General features: G+C 71.1%; 16 protein-coding genes and 1 pseudogene. 8 read left to right on the top strand and 9 right to left on the bottom strand.

The window, feature by feature from the left end:
- Positions 1-245 precede the first annotated feature (245 nt).
- Together ACQPXD_RS10955 and ACQPXD_RS10950 are read left to right on the top strand one after the other, a co-directional pair.
- Positions 246-644, top strand: a complete 399-nt coding sequence (locus ACQPXD_RS10955; protein ID WP_432837333.1) for a 6-pyruvoyl trahydropterin synthase family protein — start codon at positions 246-248, stop codon at positions 642-644.
- Positions 645-658: 14 nt separating this feature from the next.
- Positions 659-1,735 (top strand): glycosyltransferase family 4 protein, encoded by a 1,077-nt coding sequence (locus ACQPXD_RS10950; RefSeq protein ID WP_432837331.1) that lies wholly within the window; start codon positions 659-661, stop codon positions 1,733-1,735.
- Positions 1,736-1,739: 4 nt separating this feature from the next.
- On the opposite strand, the gene ACQPXD_RS10945 is transcribed toward ACQPXD_RS10950, so the two are convergent.
- A complete protein-coding gene (locus ACQPXD_RS10945; RefSeq protein ID WP_432844388.1) occupies positions 1,740-2,189 on the bottom strand; it encodes a hypothetical protein in 450 nt (149 codons plus the stop codon).
- Between the two features lie 64 nt (positions 2,190-2,253).
- Here ACQPXD_RS10945 and ACQPXD_RS10940 point away from each other — a divergent pair, with 64 nt between their 5' ends.
- The 4 genes from ACQPXD_RS10940 (at position 2,254) to ACQPXD_RS10925 (ending at position 6,354) form a co-directional block, all read left to right on the top strand.
- Complete coding sequence (locus tag ACQPXD_RS10940; RefSeq protein ID WP_432843796.1) at positions 2,254-3,126, top strand: lysylphosphatidylglycerol synthase transmembrane domain-containing protein; 873 nt, start codon at positions 2,254-2,256, stop codon at positions 3,124-3,126.
- 9 nt (positions 3,127-3,135) lie between these two features.
- The gene (locus tag ACQPXD_RS10935; RefSeq protein ID WP_432837329.1) at positions 3,136-3,768 is read left to right on the top strand and encodes a GTP cyclohydrolase II; all 633 of its coding nucleotides are present in this window, start codon (positions 3,136-3,138) and stop codon (positions 3,766-3,768) included.
- Between the two features lie 583 nt (positions 3,769-4,351).
- Entirely contained in the window at positions 4,352-5,008 is a 657-nt protein-coding gene (locus tag ACQPXD_RS10930; protein WP_432843794.1) for a RibD family protein, read from the top strand.
- Between the two features lie 41 nt (positions 5,009-5,049).
- Positions 5,050-6,354: a ferredoxin reductase family protein gene (locus ACQPXD_RS10925; RefSeq protein WP_432837327.1), complete on the top strand. Its 1,305-nt coding sequence runs from the start codon at positions 5,050-5,052 to the stop codon at positions 6,352-6,354.
- A gap of 8 nt (positions 6,355-6,362) precedes the next feature.
- On the opposite strand, the gene der is transcribed toward ACQPXD_RS10925, so the two are convergent.
- From der to ACQPXD_RS10910, 3 genes are all read right to left on the bottom strand, one after another.
- A complete protein-coding gene (gene der, locus ACQPXD_RS10920; RefSeq protein ID WP_432843792.1) occupies positions 6,363-7,709 on the bottom strand; it encodes a ribosome biogenesis GTPase Der in 1,347 nt (448 codons plus the stop codon).
- 17 nt (positions 7,710-7,726) lie between these two features.
- Positions 7,727-8,398 carry a (d)CMP kinase gene (gene cmk, locus ACQPXD_RS10915; protein WP_432837325.1) on the bottom strand — a complete coding sequence of 224 codons (672 nt, stop codon included), beginning with the start codon at positions 8,396-8,398 and terminating at the stop codon, positions 7,727-7,729.
- 261 nt (positions 8,399-8,659) lie between these two features.
- Positions 8,660-9,376, bottom strand: coding sequence for a MarR family winged helix-turn-helix transcriptional regulator (locus ACQPXD_RS10910; RefSeq protein WP_432837323.1), 717 nt, complete (start codon positions 9,374-9,376; stop codon positions 8,660-8,662).
- 108 nt (positions 9,377-9,484) lie between these two features.
- Here ACQPXD_RS10910 and ACQPXD_RS10905 point away from each other — a divergent pair, with 108 nt between their 5' ends.
- Positions 9,485-10,045 (top strand): NADPH-dependent FMN reductase, encoded by a 561-nt coding sequence (locus ACQPXD_RS10905; RefSeq protein ID WP_432837322.1) that lies wholly within the window; start codon positions 9,485-9,487, stop codon positions 10,043-10,045.
- 61 nt (positions 10,046-10,106) lie between these two features.
- Here the strand turns inward: ACQPXD_RS10905 and ACQPXD_RS10900 are convergent, their stop codons facing one another.
- The 5 genes and pseudogenes from ACQPXD_RS10900 to ACQPXD_RS10880 form a co-directional block, all read right to left on the bottom strand.
- A complete protein-coding gene (locus ACQPXD_RS10900; RefSeq protein ID WP_432837320.1) occupies positions 10,107-11,129 on the bottom strand; it encodes a helix-turn-helix transcriptional regulator in 1,023 nt (340 codons plus the stop codon).
- A gap of 887 nt (positions 11,130-12,016) precedes the next feature.
- On the bottom strand, positions 12,017-12,832 hold the full coding sequence (locus tag ACQPXD_RS10895) for a pseudouridine synthase (RefSeq protein ID WP_432837318.1): 816 nt from the start codon (positions 12,830-12,832) through the stop codon (positions 12,017-12,019).
- Positions 12,819-13,715, bottom strand: coding sequence for an SMC-Scp complex subunit ScpB (gene scpB, locus ACQPXD_RS10890; protein ID WP_432843790.1), 897 nt, complete (start codon positions 13,713-13,715; stop codon positions 12,819-12,821). The genes ACQPXD_RS10895 and scpB overlap by 14 nt, the downstream gene beginning before the upstream one ends.
- A 974-nt stretch (positions 13,716-14,689) precedes the next feature.
- Positions 14,690-15,607 (bottom strand): annotated as a pseudogene (locus tag ACQPXD_RS10885) (segregation and condensation protein A); the annotation flags it as partial.
- Between the two features lie 119 nt (positions 15,608-15,726).
- Positions 15,727-16,662, bottom strand: coding sequence for a ParA family protein (locus ACQPXD_RS10880; RefSeq protein ID WP_432837316.1), 936 nt, complete (start codon positions 16,660-16,662; stop codon positions 15,727-15,729).
- A 163-nt stretch (positions 16,663-16,825) separates the two neighbouring features.
- On the opposite strand from ACQPXD_RS10880, the gene ACQPXD_RS10875 reads away from it, so the two are divergent.
- Entirely contained in the window at positions 16,826-18,151 is a 1,326-nt protein-coding gene (locus ACQPXD_RS10875) for a protein kinase domain-containing protein (protein WP_432837314.1), read from the top strand.
- Positions 18,152-18,544: the final 393 nt, after the last annotated feature.

Raw genomic sequence — 18,544 nt, 5'->3', positions numbered from 1 at the left:
CCCCGTGTTCCGTCCCCATGACCGACTGATCCCGTCCCACCACAACTCCACCATTTGGTCCCACGGCAATCCGCTAATCCCGGTCCCACGGCAATCTGCTAATCCCGGTCCCACGGCAATCGCTATTCCCGGTCCCACCGCAATCCGCTAATCCTGGTCCCACCGCAATCCGCTAATCCCGGTCGCGCCGCAAGCGCCCGGTAATTCGGTCCCGCCTCATCGCCGACCCGTCAGGAGCCCTGCTCGTGTATAGCCTCACCGTCCGTGACCACATGATGATCGCCCACAGCTTCCGCGGCGAGGTGTTCGGCCCGGCCCAGCGCCTGCACGGCGCCACGTACGTGGTCGACGTGTCGTTCTTCCGCACCGAACTGGACGCCGACAACCTGGTCGTCGACATCGGTCTGGCGTCGGCGGAGCTCAAGTCGGTGCTGGCCGCCATGAATTACCGCAACCTGGACGACGAGCCGGACTTCGCGGGCGTGAACACCTCGACCGAAATGCTCGCCGCGGTAGTGGCCGACCGCCTGGCCGCCCGAGTGAAGGTCGGCGCCCTGGGCCCGGGCGCGGCCGGCCTGGAGCGCATCTCGGTGACGCTGCGCGAGTCCCACGTAGCCTGGGCAACCTACGAGCGCCCTCTGTGACCCATTTACCGGCAATGGATTTGCAGGTAATCCTGCCCGACAACATCGACGACCCACAGTCACCGAGCGGCGGCAACCGGTACGACCGCGAACTCTGCTCCGGCCTCGTCACCCAGGGTTGGCGGGTACACGAACACCCCGCCTACGGAGCGTGGCCCCGCCCGACGACGGCGGACCTGGCCGCCCTGAACGCGATTCTGGCCGGCGTGCCCGACGACGCGCCGGTGCTGGTCGACGGCCTGATCGCGTCGTGCGCACCGACGGTCCTGACCACCCACGCGTACCGGCTCCGCCTGGTGCTCCTGGTGCACATGCCGTTCGGGGACACCGACCCGTCGGCCCGCCGACCCGAGGCCGCGGCATTGCGCACCGCCCGCGCGATCGTCGCGACCGGCGAGTGGACCCGCCGGCACCTGACCGCCCTGTACGACCTGCCCACGGACCGCGTCCGGGTCGCCACTCCAGGCGTCGCTCCGGCGGAATTGTCGACGGGTCCCGAAGCCTCTTTCCTGTGCGTGGGCGTGGTCGCACCGCACAAGGGCCACGACGTGCTGGTGGAGGCCCTGGCCCAGGTGGCGGACCTACCGTGGACCTGCGTCTGCGCGGGTGCCATCGACCGCGACGCGCCCTTCGTGGAGACGCTTGGGGCGCGCATCGAGGAGTACCACATCGGCAACCGACTGCGACTGGAAGGCCCACGCGTCGGCGCCGAGCTCGACGGCCTGTACGCCGGCGCCGGCCTGCTGGTCCACCCGTCCCGCGGCGAGACCTACGGCATGGTCGCCGCCGAGGCCCTCGCCCGCGGCATCCCGGTCCTGGCCACAACGGCGAAGGGCCTGCCGGAGGCCGTCGGCCGCGCCCCCGACGGCGCGGTGCCGGGCTTCCTGATCCCACCGGACGACCCGGCGGCACTCGCCGCAGCGCTCCGTAACTGGCTCACCGACCCCCCGCTACGCGCCCGGCTCCGCGCCGCCGCCCGCGCCCGCCGCGACACCCTGACCGACTGGTCCGTAACGACCCGCCAGGTCTCCGACACGCTCCGCAATCTGCCCGCCAACCCGATCGGCGACGATTATTCGGTCACACATTGAACCCTCACGACCCCCGTACGTGATTTCTGATACATCCGAGCGCCACCGGCGAACGACTGAACCCGATTGCCACGAGGGGCGTATGGACTTGAGAGATCCCCGGGAGGAGTTCCACCATGCAGCGCATTGACGTGCCCGCGCGCCCCGAAGCGCCGCCGGCCGCCGCGCTGCCGTCACCCGCCGGGCCCTCACCCTCCGCCGCCACCGCGCCGCCGTCCGCCACCACAGCGCCGCCGTCCGCCACCACAGCGGCGCGGTCCACCGCCACGGCGACCACGGCCGCGCGGTCCAACGCCACCGCCCCGCCATCCACCACCACGGCCGCGCGGTCCGGCGTCATCGCGCCGCCACCGTCTGTCGCGCCGTCGCGAGCCGCGGCCGCCACGTCCTCGCCGGCCGCCGAGTCTTCGCCTTCCGCCACACGGTTGGCTTCCGAGGGTGATGCGACGGACACGCCGGGTCAATCCGGGAAGCGCGCGCGGCGAAGCCCGTGGGGGCTGGTCCGGACGGTTGCCGGCATTGCCGTGCTCGGGCTGCTGGTGTGGCGGCTCGGTAGCGGGCCGTTCCTCGCCGGGCTGCGGATGATCGACGCGTGGGCGCTGGCCGCGGCGCTGCTGGTGGGGGCCGCCACGATCGTGGCGTGCGCGTGGCGGTGGCGGCTGGTCGCGCGCGGGCTGGGGCTGCACCTGCCGCTGCACACCGCGGTCGCGGACTGTTACCGGGCGGTGCTCATCAACTCGACGCTGCCCGGAGGCGTGCTCGGTGACGTCGACCGTGCGGTCGGTCACGGGCGCGAGCGTGGCGACGTCGGGCGGGGCATTCGGGCCGTGGTGTGGGAACGCAGCGCGGGGCAGGTCGTGCAGTGTGCGCTCGCCGTCGGGCTGCTGTGGGCGCTGCCGTCGCCGGTGCGGCCGTACATGCCGCGGATCGCCGCCGCCGTCGGCGGGGGCGTGCTGGTCGTGGCGCTGCTGGCGCTGGTCGCCGGGCGGCGCGGGCCGCGGGTGTGGCGGCGGGCGGTACAGACCGCGCGCAAGGATGTGCGGACCGTGCTCATGGCGCGGCGCATCTGGCCGGGCGTCGTATTGTTCTCGGCGGTCGCGGTCGGTGGGCATCTCGTGACGTTCCTGGTCGCCGCGCGGACCGCCGGCCTGACCGCGCCGGCCGCCCAGTTGCTGCCGCTCACACTGCTCGCGCTGCTCGCGATGGGCGTGCCCGCGAACGTGGGCGGGTTCGGGCCGCGGGAGGGCGTGGCCGCCTGGGCGTTCGGGGCGGCCGGTCTGACCGCCGCACAGGGCGTCGCGACGGCGACCGTCTACGGGGTACTGGTGTTGGTGTCGAGCCTTCCCGGCGTCGCGGTGCTGCTCTTCCGCCGACGCGCCGTGGCCAGCTGAAGGAGAAGGATGTTCGAAACTTTGCCCGGGGCAACGATGCGCACGCAGGTGACGGTGCCGCTGCGACTCCTCGACGGATACTCCACCACCGCCCGCTTGTTCTCGTTCAACGGCCTGGTCGACGGGCGCGAACACGTCGCTTTCGGCCTGGGTGACTGGGCCGCCGCGGTGCGCCGCAGCGCCGGCGGCGGGGTGCCGCCGCTGGTCCGCCTGCACAGCGAGTGCCTGACCGGTGACATCTTCGGCAGCGAGCGCTGCGACTGCGGCCCGCAGCTGCGCGAGGCGATCGAGCGCATCTCCGAGGCGGGTGGTTTCCTGCTGTACCTGCGCCAGGAGGGCCGCGGCATCGGCCTGTACTCGAAGCTCGACGCATACGCGCTGCAGGACACCGGCCTGGACACGTACGAGGCCAATATCGCCCTCGGTCACGCGGAAGATGAGCGCGACTACTCGGCGGCGGCGCAGATGCTCGACGCGCTCGGCGTGTCGCGGATCGCACTCCTGACCAACAACCCGGACAAGGCCGACCAGCTCGACCGGCTCGGCGTGACCGTGGCCAGCGTGGTGCCGACCGGCGTGTTCCTGAGCTCGGCCAACGCGGGCTACCTGGCGGCGAAGGCCAACCGTGCCGCCGCGCGCTGACACAACCGCCCCGCCGCGGGCCGACGCAATACGGGTCGACGCATCATTGACACACAGTTATGATCCAAGTGTGCAGGGTGATGGCCGAACCATCGCGGCGCTCCCAGCCCCCGCGCCGATCGACGGTAATCCCGAAATCCATCCCGGCAATGGCGATAATCCGCAAACCGGCAATTCAGTAACTCAGGGCAACCGCTCGACCACCGAAAGCGGCAACATTGCGGCCCGGGGCGAGGGCAACGCGGCCCTCCATAGCGACGACAACGCAGCCGCCCCGAGCGACGACAGCACGGCCGCCCGGGACGACGGCAACGTGGCCGTCCGGCAGGAGGGCACCGTGGCGGCCCGGAGCAACGGCGACATGGCCGTCCGGGGCGAGAGCGGCACCACCCGGGGCGAGGGCAACGCAGCCCTCCGTGGCGACGGCAACGTGGCCGTCCGGCAGGAGGGCACCATCGCGGCCCGGAGCAACGGCGATATGGCCGTCCGGGGCGAGGGCGGCACTACCCGGGGCGAGGGTGACGCGGTCCGGAGCGGCGGCGCGGGCGAGCGGGCACGGCCCTACGTGCTGCTGAGCTGCGCGATGTCGCTGGACGGCTACCTCGACGACGCCACCGACGAGCGGCTCGTGCTCTCCAACAGCGAGGACCTCGACCGCGTCGACGCCATGCGGGCCGAGTGCGACGCGATCCTCGTCGGGGCCAACACGATCCGGCGCGACAACCCGCGGCTCATGGTGCGGGCGGCCGAGCGGCGCGAACGGCGGGCCGAGAACGGGCTGCCGCCGTTGCCGGCCAAGGTCGCGATCGTCGGTCACGGCGACGTCGACCCGGAGTCACGGTTCTTCACCGACGGCGACACCGAGAAAATCGTTTATTGCGCGACGAAAACGGCGTGTCACAACCGCGAACGGCTCGACGGGCGGGCGACCGTCGTCGACGGCGGCGAGCCGGTCGATCTCGCCCTCGCGCTCGAGGACCTGGCGGCGCGCGGCGTGCGGCGGCTGCTGGTCGAGGGCGGCAGCACGATCCACACCATGTTCCTGACCGCCGGCCTCGTTGACGAACTGCAGCTGGTGATCGCACCATTCTTCGTGGGTGACGGGCGGGCGACGCGGTTCGTCGGCGACGGCCGTTTCCCCTGGCACCCGGGCCACCGCGCCACCATGGCGGAGGTGCGCCAGATGGATGACGTCGTTCTGCTGCGGTACGCCCTGTCCGACCGATTCGAGGCCTTATGATCACCGCCGCGCCGCGCGCACGCACGACCCGACGCCGCATCATGACCGGCCCGCAGCGCGCGACACTGGCGGTACTCGCCGTGGCGATCGCCAACGCCATCGTCGTCGAGGTGCTGTTCTTCACTGCCGCCGACACGCCCGAGCCGATGCTGTCCGTCGGGCGGTTCCTCGGCCTGCACGCCGCGGTGCTCCTCGCGTTACAGCTCGTGCTCGTGGCCCGGATTCCCTGGCTCGATCGCCGGCTCGGGATGGGTCAGCTCACCGCCTGGCACCGCTGGGTCGGAATCACCCTCGCGTGGACGGTGGTCGTGCACGCGACGCTCGCTTCGTGGGCGTACGCCCGGATTCGCAACTGGCCCTTCGGGAAGCTGGCCGACGCGTGGCTCGGCTCGCTCGGCACGCTCGCCGGGATTATCGCCGGCACCCTGCTGCTCATTATCGTGCTCACCTCGATACGCACAGTGCGCCGACGGCTACCGTACGAGCTGTGGCACGCGCTGCACCTGGGCATGTACGCGGTGGTGGGGTTCGCGATCGTCCACCAGACCGTCGAGAACCCGATCTCGCAGCCCGCGACCTGGGCGAAGGTGTACTGGTGGGTGCTGTGGACGGCGGCGATCGGCGCGTTCGTGCTCGGCCGGATCGCGCTGCCGCTATGGCGCAACGCGCGCCACGGCCTGCGCGTCTCGGCGGTGGTACCCGAGTCCGACGACGTGGTGTCGGTGCACGTCACGGGGCGTGACCTCGACCGGATGCCGGCGCAGGCCGGGCAGTTCATGCTCTGGCGCTTCCTCACGCCGGCCCGCTGGTGGCAGGTCAACCCGTTCTCGCTGTCGACGGCCCCCGACGGGCGCGGCTTGCGGCTCACCGCGAAGGCGGTCGGCTCCGGCAGCGCGGGCCTGCGGCACCTCCGCGTCGGCACGCGCGTATTCGTCGAGGGCCCGTACGGTGCGTTCACGAGCCAGCACCGTACGCAAACGGCGACATTATTGATTGCCGGCGGGGTCGGGGTGACGCCAATCCGGTCGCTGCTGGAGGAGCTCGAGGGCTCGATCGTGGTGCTGTACCGGGCCCGCTCCGAGGCCGACGCCCCGCTGCTCGGCGAACTGCGCCGGCTGGCCGCCGCCAAGGGCGCGCAGCTGCACCTGGTGACCGGCCGCACCGGCGCGACGAAGCCGACACCGCTCGGCGCCGAGCATTTGCTGTCGCTCGTTCCGGATATACGGCAACGCGACATATACGTCTGCGGGCCGTCGGCAATGACGAACGCGGTCCTCGAAACGCTGCGCGGGCTCGGCGTGCCCCGCGCCCAGCTGCACTACGAGATCTTCGCGCTGGCCGACTGACCGCCGAGCTATTTCTTGTTCTTTTTCCGCGGCTTGACCGTGATGTGGATCGGGGTGCCGGTGAACTCGAACTCCTCGCGCAGCCGGCGCTCCACGAATCGGACGTAGCCCGGGTCGAGCGCGCCGGTGGTGAACAGCACGAACTTCGGCGGGGAAACGCCGGCCTGGGTCGCGAACAGCACGCGCGGGGCGCGGCCGCCGCGGATCGGGTGGGGTGTCGCCTGGACGAGCGCGGTCAGCCACTGGTTGAGCTGGCCGGTCGGCACGCGGCGCTCCCAGTTGGCGAGGGCGGTGCGCAGCGCCGGGGCGAGCTTGTCGACCGCGCGGCCGGTCAGCGCGGAGACGTTGACCCGCACGGCCCACGGCACGCGGCGCAGTTCCCGGTCGATTTCCTTGCCGAGGGTGTACCGCCGGTCGTCGTCGACGAGGTCCCATTTGTTGAACGCGATGACCAGCGCGCGGCCGGCGTCGATCACCATTGAGATGATGCGCTGGTCCTGCTCGGAAATGGGTTCGCTCGCGTCCAGCAGGACGATCGCGACCTCCGCCGCCTCGATCGCGGCATTGGTGCGCAGCGATGCGTAATACTCGGTGCCGTTGGCGTGTGCGACGCGCTTGCGCAGGCCGGCGGTATCGACCAGGTGCCACGTCTCGCCGCCGAAGTCGACCAGGCTGTCGACCGGGTCGACGGTCGTTCCGGCGACCGAGTCGACCACCGCCCGCTCCTCTTTCGCGAGCTTGTTGAGCAGGCTGGACTTGCCGACGTTGGGACGGCCGACGAGTGCGATGCGGCGCGGGCCGGCTTCGCGGGGTACCACCGGCTTGGCTTCTGGAAGGTATTCCAGGATCTTGTCGAGAAGGTCTCCCGAACCGCGGCCGTGCAGGGCCGAGACCGGGAAGGGTTCGCCGAGGCCCAGGCCCCACAGGCCGGCGATCTCGTTCTCGATACGGTCGTTGTCGGCCTTGTTCGCGACCAGGATGACCTTGCTGCCGTTGCGCCGGAGCATGCGCACGGCCGCCTCGTCGTCGGAGGTCGGCGGGATCGTGGCGTCGACGACGAAGAGCACCACGTCGGCGGTCTGCGCGGCGATCTCCGCCTGCGTGGCGATGGCCTTGGCGCGCTCGCGCGCGTCGGGCATCCAGCCGCCGGTGTCGACGATCGTGAAGTTGCGGCCGGTCCACTCCGCGTCGTAGGCGACCCGGTCGCGCGTCACGCCGGCGACGTCCTCCACGACCGCCTGCCGGCGCCCGAGGATGCGGTTGACCAGCGTGGACTTGCCGACGTTGGGCCGGCCGACGACCGCGACGATGGGCATGCTCAGCTCGGGCTCGTCGTCGACGGCCTCGCGGGACACGTCCGCGGGCGTTGCGTTCACGCTGTCACCTTGTCGAGCATGCGTTGCAACCGCTCGACGACCTCGTCGATACCGAGCGTGGTGGTGTCGAGCACGACGGCGTCCTCGGCCTGCCGCAGCGGGTCGGCGGACCGGGTCGAGTCGAGCCGGTCACGCCGGGCGAGGTCGGCCGCGGTCGCCGCCTGGCTGGTCGCGTTCTCGCTGCTGCGGCGGCGGGCCCGCTCCTCGGCGTCGGCGGTCAGATACACCTTGAGGTCGGCGTCCGGCGCCACCACCGTGCCGATGTCGCGCCCCTCGACCACGATCCGCTCGGCGTCGGCGATGATCGCCCGCTGCTGCGCCACGAGGATCGCGCGCACGGCCGGCACGGCGGAGACCGCCGACACCGCCCGGGTCACCTCGGGCCCGCGGATCTCCCTGTCAACGCCGACGCCGTCGACGCTGACGTGCGGCGCCACCGGGTCGGTGCCGATGGCCACGTGGATGTCCTCGGCCACCGCGGCGATCTTGTCGACGTCGGCGAGGTCGACGTTGTCGCGCAGCACCGCGTAGGTCACGGCCCGGTACATCGCGCCGGTGTCCAGGTAGCGGGCGTGCAGCGCCTGGGCGACCCGCCGGGAGATCGTGGACTTGCCGGAGCCGGAGGGCCCGTCGACCGCAACCACCAATTGCCGGCCCTCGTCGTGCACGCCCGTCTCCTCACGCAGATGACTCGATGAAGCCCTTCAAAACAGTACTTGACCCGCCGATGACGCCCACCCACGGGAGGCCGCCGTCACACCCAGTTTGCGCGGTATGGCACACCGCATCAGCGCACCTCAGCCGTCCAGCCGCCACCTCAGTCCGCCCGCGCCCGGTGCGCACCTCAGCCGCCCGGCCGCCCGTGTCGGTCCCGCGCCTCAGCCGGGCACCTTCAACCGCCCCACAAGCCGCCGACCTCGGCTGGCCCGTTACGAGAGCGTCTCCCGGCAGCCGTCGTCGTCACCACCGCATGGCGCAGAGGCGCATGATTCCGATATTTTCGAAATGTCGGAAATGTCGGTCTCCGTGCCACATATCTCGCTGCCCGGGTCCGTCGTCCCGCACGGTCCCCCGTCCGGGTCCGCCACGCCGCACGAAGCCGAGTCGGCCGCGAACCCCGCCATCACCGCGAGTTCCGCGGCCGGGAAGGAGCTGTCCGGCGGCGGGCACGGCTGCCCCATCAACCGGTCCGCCTCGGGCAGCCGCGACAACACGGATTGCGAAATATCGACCAGCGCCTCGATCTGCTCCGGTCGCAGCGCGTCAAAGAACCAGTTCCGAACGTGAGCAACATGCCGCGGCGCCGCCGCGGTGACCGCGTCCCAGCCGGCCTCGGTCAGCACGACGAACGCCCCGCGCGGGTCGTCCTCGCACGGCTCCCGCGCCACGAGCCCCCGCGCCGTCATCCGGGTGATCTGGTGCGTGAGCCGCGTCTTCTCCCACTCCGCGGCGTGCCGCAGCTGGAAAACCCGCAGCCGGCCACTCGGCGCCTCGGACAAACTCGCCAGAACGGCGTACTCGGCGCTGGTCAGGCCGGTCTCGCGCAGCAACTGCCGCGCCACGCGCCGTTGCACCTCGGCGTGGAGGGCCAAGTATCCGCGCCAGGCCCGCTGCTGCCGCTCGTCGAGCCAGTTCGGATCCGTCACACCGAAAGTCTACGGGAGTGGGTGACATGTCACCGTGGTTGTGCGTTATCGTCTCGGTGACACGTCACCCATCCGCGGTGGCGGCCTTCAGGAAGAGGAAGCACGGAAATGACCAAGGTCGGAATCATCCTCGGCAGCACTCGCCCGGGCCGGAACGGCGAGGCCGTTGCCAAGTGGGTGTACGACATCGCCAGCCGCCGCGGCGACGCGGAGTTCGAGCTGGTCGACCTGCTCGACTACAACCTGCCACACCTGGACGAGGCGATGCCGCCGTCGTTCGGGCAGTATGCGAACGAGCACACCAAGCAATGGTCGGCCAAGATCGCCGAGTTCGACGCCTACATCTTCGTCACGCCGGAGTACAACCACTCCACCAGCGGCGCCCTGAAGAACGCGATCGACTTCCTCTACGCCGAGTGGAACAACAAGGCGGCCGGCTTCGTCAGCTATGGCTCCGCCGGCGGCACCCGCGCCGTCGAGCATCTGCGGCTCATCGCGGGCGAGCTGCAGATCGCCGACGTGCGCGCCCAGCTGGCCCTCTCGCTGTTCAACGACTTCGAGAACTTCAGCGTCTTCAAGCCCAACGAGCAGCACGAGGCCACGCTCACCACCGTGATCGACCAGACGGTGCGGTGGGGCAAGGCGCTGGAGGCTGTCCGCAAGGCCTGACCGGCGGCCGCCGATAATCCCGGCCGGGCCGGAGACCAGGGGGAGGGTTTCCGCCCGGCCTTTATTGATTATTGGGTACGTCAATATTCGGCGCCTCGGGCGGTACCGAATAATCAAGCGAGTTTGTCAACCGACTCACGAGCACGGCGGCGGCCTCGCGCAGTTCCGGCGGCCCGACCAGCTCGAAGTCGACACCGAACATCCCGAACCAGCCGGCCAGCCCGGTCCACGACCAGGAACCGGCGGTGACCCGGCAGCGGTCCGGCCCGATGACCTCTACCACGCCCTGGCCGCGCACCCAGTCCTTCACCGCTCCGGCCGGCGCGTGCAGGATGCACGTCCCCCGGCACGGAAACGGCTCGTGGCCCTCGAACCGCTCGGCGATGAACGCGGCCACGTCCGGCGCCGGCAGGGCCCGCGGCGCGAACCGGGGCCCGTTGGGCGTGCGCAGCGTCATGCGATCGACACGGTACGTCCGCCAGTCCTTACGGTCGAGATCCCACCCCACGAGGTACCACCGGCCACCCCACGTGACCAGATGGTGCGGCTCCGTGCGCCTGGGCGGCCGCTCGCCACCGGGCCCCTCGGCCAGCTCCCGCCGCCCCGCGTAGTCGAACCGCAACACCTCGCGCGCGCGGACCGCCGTACCGATGGCGAGGAGATGCTCGGCGTCGATATCCGCCTCCCGCCAGGTGTTCTTCACGACCCGGGTGACCTGCAGCGCGTCGACCCGGTGCCGCAGCCGCGCCGGCATCACCTGGCGGACCGTGGCGAGCGCCCGCAGCGCCGCCTCCTCGACGCCCTGCACGGACATCGTCGCCGTCTGCAATGCCACCGCCACGGCCACGGCCTGGTCGTCGTCGAAGAGCAGGGGCGGCAGTTCGGAGCCGGCGTCGAGCCGATACCCGCCGTCCGGCCCGCGCGTCGCCTGCACCGGATAGCCGAGCTCACGGAGCCGGTCGACGTCGCGACGGACGGTACGCGGGCTGACCTCGAGCCGGTCGGCGAGCGTGCGACCGGGCCAGTCCCGGCGCGCCTGCAGCAGCGACAGCAGCGCGAGCAGGCGGGCCGAGGTCTCCAGCATGCCCTCAGTATCACCGCCCGATGCGGCCAGATCCTGTCCGCATCACGCCGCAGCGCACCCGAACCCGCGCGAAGCGCGGCGGAGGCCCGGCGCAACCGGTCGGACGGCCGACCTGGCGGACGGACACCGACCGACCCGGGCGCGCGGACACCGACCGACCTCGGCGCGCGGACGGCGGCCGGCCCGGGCGCGCGGACGGCGGCCGGCCCGGGCGCGCGGACGGCGGCCGACCCGGGGCGCGGACACCGGCCGACCTGGGCGCGCGGACACCGACCGAGCCGGCGGGCGGCCGAGCCGACGGGGGCCGAGCCGACGGGGGCCAAGCCGACGGGGGCCAAGCCGACGCGGAGCCAAGCCGGCGCCCAGCCAAGAGCTGGCGCGGGACCAGAGCGGCCCGCGGGAGCACAGTGCACCGACCGGAACTCTCCGCGATCATGCCCCACCCGCCACCGACACCAAGGGTTTTTCATGATCACGGAGTGTCCATGTACACCCGTGTACCGAAAGTCTCCGGGATCATGGCAAACCCGTGATTCGCCACGACGGACAGCATGATCACGGAGACATACGTCCGCCCGGGCCACACCAATCGGACGTTCGCCCGACGGGTGAGGCATCCGCGACACGCTGGGGACGGCGCCGACGACCGCTGCGCCCCGCCGGAGGCCAGCGACGCCCAACTGCGGTGACCTCCGCCTGCCACCATGATCAGGCGCTGAGCTCACCTCATACACCACGGCCTCGGGGCCAGGGCGGCGGCCGGGGCGACGCGCACGCCAGGGCGACGCGCACGCCAGGGCGACGCGCACGCCAGGGCGACGCGCACGCCAGGGCGACGCGCACGCCAGGGCGACGCGCACGCCAGGGCGACGCGCACGCCAGGGCGACTACTCGCCGACCGCCTTGAAGAGGGCGCCGACCTCCGCCTGCGACAGGTGGCGTGTGCGGCCGGGCCGCAGGTCACCGAGGCGGATCGGGCCGATCTGGGTGCGGATCAGCCGCTGCACCGGGAATCCGACCGCGTCGAACATGCGCCGCACGATGTGGTTGCGGCCCTCGTGGAGGATGACCTCGACCAGCGCCACCTTGCCGTAGGCGTCCACGACCCGGAACGAGTCGACCTTCACCGGGCCGTCCTCCAGGGTGACGCCGGCCTTGAGCTGCCGGCCCATCGCGCGCGGGACCGGCCCCGGGATTTCGACCTGGTAGGTCTTGGCCACCTCGTACGACGGGTGCATGAGCTTGTGCGCCAGTCCCCCGTCGTTGGTGAGCAGCAGCAGGCCCTCGCTGTCCTGGTCGAGCCGGCCGACGTGGAACACCCGCGTGGTGATGTTCGGCAGGAAGTCGGCGATCGCGTCGCGGCCCTTCTCGTCGTCCATGGTCGAGACGACGCCCTGCGGCTTGTTCATCGCCAGGTACACCATGCGCGCGTCCGTGACGAGCCGCTGCCCGTCGACGTGGATCGCGTCGCGCACCGCGTCGGCCTTGTCGCCGAGCGTGGCTTCCTTGCCGTTGACGGTGACCCGCCCCTCGTCGATCATGCGCTCGCAGGTGCGCCGCGACCCCAGCCCGGCCGCGGCCAGGATCTTCTGCAGCCGCTCCTCGTGGCGTGGCGGCTCGGCGTCCGGCGGCGCGTCGAAGGCGGAACCCTCGAACTCGGCGGCGGCGTAGTCGGGGTCAACGGACGGGTCAACGCTGGGCATCGGCGATCTCATCTATGTCGTCGGGTAGGAACGGGGCGAGCGGCGGGAGCTGGTCGACACTGTCCAGGCCGAGCTTCTCCAGAAACAGCGTGGTCGTCCGATAGAGGAATGCGCCGCTCTCGGGCTCACTCCCGGTCTCTTCGATCAGACCCCGCGTAACCAGCGTACGTACCACACCGTCACAGTTCACACCGCGGATGGCCGAGATCCGCGACCTGGTCACGGGCTGCTTGTAGGCGACCACGGCGAGTGTCTCCAACGCCGCCTGGGTCAGCCGGATCTGCTGCCCGTCAAGCACGAACTTCTCCACATACGCGGCATATTCGGGCCGGGTGTAGAGCCGCCACCCCCCGGCCACCCGCCGAAGATCAAACCCAAACCCCAGCGAGGTGTACTCCCGGGAAGCCGCCTCCAGCGCCGCCACCACCCGATCGACGGGTTGCTCGAGGACCTGGGCCAGGGTCACCTCGCTGGTGGGCTCGTCGACAACGAGCAGAATCGCCTCGACCGCCCCGCGGAGCTCACTCTCCGACATCTCCGCCCGAACGGCCTCGGCCGGAGCCTCCCCGTCACCCTCCGCACCCACCTCGATACCCGGCAGCGTCTCGGCCACAACCTCAGAAGCCGCCTCAGGCACACCGGTCTCAACAGCCTCAGCAGCCGCAACCTCAGCCTCAGCGTCTGCCTCGCCGTCAAGGTCACCCTCGGCTTCGGCCCCCGCCGCCTCCGGCTCGGGCTCAGTCGCCAGCTGGCCCTCCGGCTCGGGCTCAGCCGCCGGCTCGATAGCCAACTCGGGCTCGGCCGGCGACACGGGCTCGGACTCGACGGCCGGCTCCGCGTCGGCCTCGGGCTCGACCGCCGCCTCAGGCTCGGCTGGGGCCACAGGCTCCGGCTCGGACTCAACCTCGGCTACCGGCACGGCCTCGGGCTCGACGGCCGGCTCCGCCTCGGTCTCAGGCTCGACTGCCGCCTCGGGTTCGAGTTCAGGCTCGGGCTCGACTACGGTCGCGGGCTCGACCGCCGCCTCGGGCTCCACCGCGGTCTCGGGTGCGGGCTCGGGCTCCACCGCGGTCTCGGGTGCGGGCTCGGGCTCCACCGCCGCCTCGGGTTCAGGCTCGGGCTCGAGCGCAGGCTCAGGCTCGGTGACGGCTTCCGGTTCGGGTGCGGCTTCCGGTTGCGGCTCGGCCGGTGACTCCGTGGGCTCGGCGATGGGTTCCGGCGACGTCTCCAGGTCGTCGGTCGGCTCGGTGTCGGTCGGCTCGATGTCGGTCGGCTCGATGTCCCGGGCCGGGGTCGGCGGCTCTGACGGGTCCGGCGGTGGCTCCTCCGCGTCGGACTGCCATTGCAGTTCGGGGAACGACTGGGGCTGCGGCTCGGGCTTCGGGCGGGCCCAGGGCGGAATCCAGTTCGCGGCCTGGTCGGCGAGCGACCCCGTCGGCTTGTCGTCCTGGTTCACTGGTCCACCTCGTCGTCTTCCACCGCGGCATGCCCGGCCGCCGGCTCCTCCGCGCCGTGCGAACTATCGGTCTGGGCAGCATCGTCGCGCTCGGGACCGCCTCCGGCGTGCAGCGCATCATCGCCCCCGGCGTCACCGTCGGCAAATCGGACGCCGGCGTCGGCATCATCGGCCGAAACCGAAACGGCGTCACCGGAGTCCGAGTCCGAGTCCGAGTCCGAGTCCAAAGCAAAATCGGAGTCCAAAGCAAAATCGGAGTCCAAGTCCGAAATCGCGCCCAAGTCCGAAGCGAAGCCGGAATCCAAGTCCGAGCCAGCGTCCAAGTCTGAGCCAGCATCCGAGTCCGAGTCCGAGCCGGCGTCCGAGTCCGAAACCGAGTCCGAGTCCAAATCGGAGACGGAGTCCGAGTCGGAAGCGGCGGGCGGGGTGGGAGCGGGGGCGGGCGAACCCTCGTACTCCTCGACCTCGATGTCGACGTCGGCGTCTTCCAGGGCGGTCCAGCGGACGATCAGCTCGCCGAGGGCCTGGACCTGCTCGAAGCTGACCAGATCCTCACGGTACAACTCAAGCAAGGCCAGGAAGCGGGCCACCACCTCGAGCGTCGATTCACAATCGATGCACAGGTCGGTGAAGGAGGCCACGCGCTGCTGCATGAGCCGATCACGCATGATGTTCGCGTGCTCGCGCACGCTGACGCGCACCATGTGGATGTGCGCGATCGACACTACCGGCGGCAACTTGGGCGTGAAGGCCTTGAGCGCGAGCTTGAGCAGCCGCTGCGGGCCGACGCCCAGGACCAGGTCCGGCAGCGCCTCGGCGTAGCGCGGTTCGAGGGTCACGGCGCGCGGGTAGCGGCGTGAGCCTACCGCCTCCAGGCCGGCGATGTGCGCGGCCGCCTCCTTGAACGCCTTGTACTGCAGCAGCCGCGCGAACAGCAGGTCCCGCGCCTCCAGCAGCGCCAGGTCCTCCTCGTTCTCGACGGTCGCGGAGGGCAGCAGCCGGGCGGCCTTGAGGTCGAGCAGCGTGGCGGCGACGACCAGGAACTCGGATGCCTCGTCGAGATCCCAGTCGTCGCCCATCGAGCGGATGTACGCGATGAAGTCGTCGGTCACCGTGTGCAGGGCGACCTCGGTCACGTCCAGCTTGTGCTTGCCGATCAGCTGCAGCAGCAGGTCGAACGGGCCGGTGAAGTTCGCCAGCTTGACCTGGAACCCGGAGCTGGCGGCCGCATCGGAGGAAACCGTCGGGTCGGCGACGTCCGCGTCGGCCACCGACACGGCGGGCGGCCCGGAGGCGGGCGACGAGCGCGGCGCGGGCACCGCGCCCGGAGATACGACAGTGGACGACGGCGCGTCGCCACCCGCCGAATCCGCGAACGCCGCATCCAAAACCGGCTCAGTCACGCCAAAGAACGTAGCGCACGAACAGCGGAAAGCCCCTACAACCGCCGCTCGGCCTGCTGCGCGATCACCTCTCGGGCGAGCTGCCGGTAGTTGCGCGCGCCGGACGAGGACGGGTCGAGGGTCGTGATCGGCGCGCCGGCGACGGTCGACTCCGGGAACTTCACGGTCTTGGTGATGACGGTCTGGTACACCTTGTCGCCGAACGCCTCGACGACCCGCTGCAGCACCTGGCGGCAGTGCGTGGTGCGGCTGTCGTACATCGTGGCGAGGATGCCCTCGAGCTCGAGGTCGAAGTTGAGCCGCTCGCGGACCTTGTCGATGGTGTCGAGCAGCAGCGCCACGCCGCGCAGCGAGAAGAACTCGCACTCCAGCGGGATCATCACGCCGTGGGCCACGGTCAGCGCGTTGATGGCGAGGAGGCCCAGCGAGGGCTGGCAGTCGATCAGGATGAAGTCGTACTCCTTGAGGACCGGCCGCAGCACGCGCGCCAGAGCCATCTCGCGGGCGACCTCGGTGACCAGCTGGATCTCGGCGGCCGACAGGTCGATGTTGGCGGGCAGCAGGTGCAGGCCGGCGATGTCCGTCTTGATCCTGATGTCCTCGACCGTCACGTCCGAGTCCATCAGGACGTTGTAAATCGTGAGATCGAGGTTGTGGGGGTTGACGCCGAGGCCGACCGAGAGGGCGCCCTGGGGGTCGAAGTCGACGAGCAGCACCCGCCGCCCGTACTCCGCGAGTGCCGCGCCCAGGTTGATGGTCGACGTCGTCTTTCCGACACCGCCCTTTTGGTTGGCCATGGCGATGATCCGCGCCGGGCCGTGCCGGTCCATCGGCATCGGCTCGGGGATCGGCTTGCGCATCGTGTACGCGGTCGGGTCCGCCGGCCCGAGCTCCGCACCGAGGTCAAGCGAGGCCTGCTCGGCGCGCATCGTGGTGGTCCACGACTCCGCCTGGTCGCCCATGCCTGTCATCGCTGTCTGCGCCCCTCCCGGCGGCTTTCACTCCACCCCGGGACCGAGTCGGCGTCGGCCTTTGGGGGGAAGCGAGTCAGCCGTTGACCGACTCTACGACACTGCAGGGTACAGATCGCACTGCGCGCCCGGCGTGTCGCGAAGCTCGTCGTTGGGTACCTTCATGCACGTGTTGGGACCAGGGGACGTGCTCGGCGACCGGTACCGCCTCGAGGAGTTCGTCGCCAGCGGCGGCATGGGGCAGGTGTTCCGCGCCACCGACAAGACGCTCGGCCGGACGGTGGCCGTGAAAGTGCTGCTGCCCGGCCATATGAGCAACACGGAGTTCGGCAGCCGCTTCCGCTCCGAGGCCCGGATCATGGCCTCCATCGGCCACCCGGGCGTCGTCGGCGTGTACGACTACGGCGAGAGCCCCGAGGGCACGCTGTTCCTGGTCATGGCCTTCGTCGAGGGCCGCCCGCTGGGCGAGCGGATCACCGCCGAGGGCGCGCTGTCGGTCGACGAGACCCTGGACATCGTGGCCCAGGCCGCCGACGCGCTGCACGCCGCCCACGCCAAGGGGATCATCCACCGCGACGTGAAGCCCAACAACCTGCTCGTCGCCGACAACGGCGCGGTGACGCTGGTCGACTTCGGCGTGGCCCGTTCGGCCGAGGTGACCGCCGTCACGAAAGTCAACGCGGTCATTGGCACCGCGCTGTACATGTCGCCGGAGCAGGCCTCCGGCCGGCCGATCTCGCCATCGGCGGACATCTACGCGCTGGGCGTGGTCGCCTACCACTGCCTCACCGGCGCGCCGCCGTTCAACGGCAACGCGCCGCTGGAGATCGCGCTCAAGCACCTGCAGGACGAGCCGCCGCCCTTGCCGGCGACGCTGCCGGTCGCCACTCGCGCCCTCGTGGAGCGGGCGATGGCCAAGGACCCGAAGGACCGCTTCCCCACGGCCGCCGCCATGGCCGCGGCCGCCCGCAGTGCCCGGTCGGGGACGTTGGAAGAGGCGGCGGGGGTACTCCCGGTGCGCGCCTCCGCGCCCGCGGTGGTCGCGGCGCCGATGCCGCCCGACGAGCCCGACGACATCTCGCCGGGCCGCCCGGCCTGGGTGCCGATCGTGGCGGGCATCGCGATCGTGACCCTGGTGACCGGCGTCGTGCTGGCCGTGGTCGCCCTCAGCCGCAAGATCACCGGCCCGTCCGGCCCCGACGGCGCCGGCCCGACCAACTCGGTCACGGTGACCGTTTCGGCGACCGGCAAGGCCCCGGGCGGCGGCCCGGCGGCCACCCGCACCCAGACGCAGGCCCCCTCGGCCAACCCGACCAGCGCCGCTCCCCCGAGCGTGGCCCCGACCACCACGGCGCCGCCCACCAACGCACCCCGGTCCACGCCCCCGGCCCCGCCGACCAGCAACCCGCCCGCCGATCCCACCACGACGGCGGCGCCCAAGACTCCGCCTCCGGCCTCGGTCGAGGCCACCAACGGCGCCGTCCCCTGAGCCGCGCGGGCACGGAAGCCCGGGCACGGAAGCCCGGGCACGGAAGCCCGGGCACGGAAGCCCGGGCACGGATAAATCCAGACACCTCCGGCGTCCGGATTTATCCGATATTTCGTGATAAAGCGCGCCGATAACCGGTTCGACGCGCAGCGCGCAGCCCGTCGCTGATGTGCAGCGGGGTGAGGGTCAGCGAGACCAGGGTCGCGCCCATACTCCGCGACCGGGCACCGTGACCTGCCGGCAGCAGCCGAGCGAACGTATCTCTCCGTGATCATGCGAGTCCCGCTGGCGCGGGGCGGGTTTCTCATGATCGCGGAGCCTTAAGGTACCTATAGGTACATCGACCTTCCGTGATCACGGAAAACGCGTGGTGCGGGCGGCGACTGCCGCATG

It is taken from the genome of Dactylosporangium sp. CA-092794, from assembly GCF_050948465.1.
GTDB lineage: Bacteria > Actinomycetota > Actinomycetes > Mycobacteriales > Micromonosporaceae > Dactylosporangium.
This window is presented reverse-complemented; position numbering and strand designations above follow the sequence as displayed.